Consider the following 3,038-nt stretch of genomic DNA (forward strand, 5'->3'; position numbering starts at 1 on the left):
TTTGGGGTAACCTGGCCGGTGTACGCCAGATTGAACGACTGCCCAACACGCAGGAATCGATCGAACCCGGAACCAGTTTCGAGTATTATTCGCAGCCCTACACGCTTGCGGTCAAGGTTGTGCCCCGGGTGAGCATTTTGTCTGTGGCGCCGCAATACCGGGTGGACTTTGCATCCACGGAATTGCTGCTCCAAGGTACGCTGAGTTGTGAAGTCCGCGGGGGAGAGGTATCCACGATCGATTTGGACAAGTCTGGATGGCAGATTTCTGAAGTGACGCTCCGGGGAGAAGACGTTCCGCTCGTTCTCACGGACTCGGAAGGCTCTGGCATCACCATCGCCCTGCCTCAACGGATGTCGGGCAAATTCGAAATCAACTTCAAAGCCCGCCAGGATGCTCCGCCACGAGGCGAAGTGTTTCGGATGGCTTTTCCGCGTGTCAAGGCTTCCCGAATTCAGGCGGCGGAGTTGATTCTGGTGGCCGCGCCGAATATTGACTTCCGGCCTCATCTGGAGGAAAGCGAAGGCGTGATGACGGCGGCAGTCTCTGGCAGCAATCCCGCCGTCCCCAACGTATTTGCATGGCGGTTGGCGAGCGCGGGTGCCACCCTGGCGGCTGAATGGGATGTGCGACCGCGAGAGATGACCGTGGAAATGGAAACCCGCGTTCAGGTGCAGGGGAATCAGGCGGAAATAGAACAGCGGCTGCGGTTTCAAGTGGCCTATCAGCCGTGGGCTGAGCCCTGGCGGTTGCTGGTACCACGGGAGCTCGATGGCAAAGTGGTGACGCTTCTCGATGGCCGACCAGTCGAAATGAAGAAGGCTGTGGGATCTTCCACCGCACATTCTTCGCCCGAAGCATCGGAGGAAAATTCTGCTTCGGAATACCTGGTAACTCCACTCAGCCCGGTTCTGGGCGTTGCGGAACTCGTGTTTCGCTTTTCGTACCCGTTTCCGACCGGTGCGGTGGAGTCTCTGAGCTGGCGTCTGCCCTTGATTCGCCCGCGGGATGGCCAGTTCCTGGCGCATCGTTTGACGGTGAGTCTCCCGTCAGGATGGCGGGTGGACCGCATCAATCCACCGTGGGTGGCGCGGTCCAACATCGTGCCGGTGGGAATGAAGTCCATGCCGATGGAATTCGAGACAGACACGCCTGTGGACGAGGCCAGTATTTTACTGCAGGTTTTGGAGATCGCAGGCACCCGCACGGTTGTTGTGGAAAAACTGCTCATCCAAACACGGATGGACCGTAATATGCGGCAGGACCGCTGCGTGATGGAATTCCGCACCGCCCGACCCAATCTGCTGGTACGGCTTCCCCGTGCGGTTCGGGGAGATGTGGCGCAAATCTGGCTGGACGGACGAGCAGTTCAGGCGCGGGTATCGGGGCGTTCCGAGGTGATGATACCCCTGACAGGCACGGAGGGAGAAGCGGTCTCCGGTCAGGACACGTTGCATCACCTTGAGATATGGTACGAACTACCCCGCTTCCGCAGCGATTGGGGACGCACGCGCCTGGAATTACCGCAAATAGAAGACCCCGTCCTTCTGCGGTGGATGTATTGGGAAATCGTCCTTTTGCCGGATGAACATATTGTGTGGACTTCCTCGCCGCTGACGATGGAGTATCGTTGGAGCTGGCTGGGGTATTTCTGGGGGCGGGTCCCCGCCCTTACGGAAGAACAACTGGAGCAATGGGCGGGGGTGAACGAAGGCTGGCTCCATGTGTCCGTTCAGGCCAACCGCTATCTTTTCAGCAGTCTCCGTACCGTGAGTGTCGCAGATGTGTGGACATTTCGGCGGTCATGGATTGTCGCCATCTGCTCGGGGGCCGTTGTCTTGCTCGGATGGAGCTGGATTTATCTCAGCCGATCGTGGAAGCGCCTGGTTGCGCTGGGAATGATTGGATTTTTGATCGTCATCGGGTTCCTGCGGCCAGACGTGGCCCTTCTTACGGCCGAGGCATCTGCTCTGGGGATTGGGCTGGCTATTTTGTCCTGGTTCCTTTATCGTGCCGTGACACCTCCTCAACCGTCTCGGGTGGCGATGAGCGGTTGGGGAGAGCGAACCTCGATGGACACGGTCGTTTGCCAGCGGAGTCTCGACGATGCCGCATGCACCGTACCTTCCGGGGAGAGTGCCACCCGCAGTCACGTGTAGCCGGGAGGGACGAAGAGCCATGCGCAGGGCACGCTCAATGACGGCATTTCCAACGCCGAGGCGGCATCCAGGGCAATGGTTCTGGGCCTTGGTGGCGATGTGGCTCGGCGTTTCTGCCCTCACGACGCTGGCCGAGGAGGCCGCCGTTTCGACCGGGCCAGGCACGGAAACGGTTTCGGCACCCGCTGCTCCGCTGCGATTCCGGCGTGTATTCGTTCCCCAGGATCGGCTCAACGAGGTTCGAGATCCTGTTCCGTACTTCCCAATCAATGCGGCTGAATTCGAACAGATGATATCCCAGGCCAACAGGCAGGCTGTGGTCCGTGGCCAAACCGGGGAAATCGTTTCTGCCGTCTACCGTGCCATCTTGCGACAGGACAGTTTGGTCGGGCTGGAAGGCGAATGGGTGGTGGAGTTACCGCCCGCCGTTCAGCAGGCTTTTATTCCACTGGGGCAACCGAACATAGCGATTGGCGACGCCACGTGGTCCGATACCGGAGGTGTGGGCGTTCCCATTCTCACCGATTCGCAGGGACGGCTGGGGATTCTCGTCAACCGGTCGGGCAAGATTCATTTTCGATGGTCGGCACGCCGAGTGTCGTCCACGGGCGACACAACGACGACGAGGTTTTCCCTCGTTTTTCCCTTCGCTCTCACGAGCGAACTCCATCTCATCATGACCGAACAGTGGCAGGTCTCCGTGGATAACGCGCTTCTTCTGCCGATGGGGGCTGCCCCGGGAGAGTTGCCGGGCTACCGTGTCGTCTTCAGCGGGAATCAACCGATTTCCCTCCTTCTTCTCCGGGCGGAAAGCGAAGAAAAAAACAAGCCTCGGTTGGCTTACCATGAAAAGGTGGCATACGATCTCACACTCCATGG

Annotated in this window: 2 protein-coding genes; both read left to right on the forward strand. The window is 59.3% G+C overall.

Annotated features, from left to right (window positions below):
- On the forward strand, positions 1 to 2,159 hold a 2,159-nt coding region (locus H5U08_RS14235; RefSeq protein ID WP_297034427.1), incomplete at its 5' end, for a hypothetical protein.
- A 19-nt stretch (positions 2,160 to 2,178) separates the two neighbouring features.
- On the forward strand, positions 2,179 to 3,038 hold an 860-nt coding region (locus tag H5U08_RS14240; protein WP_297034429.1), incomplete at its 3' end, for a hypothetical protein.

Origin of the sequence: Thermogutta sp. (genome assembly GCF_014359955.1) — a bacterium.
Classification (GTDB): Bacteria; Planctomycetota; Planctomycetia; order Pirellulales; family Thermoguttaceae; genus Thermogutta.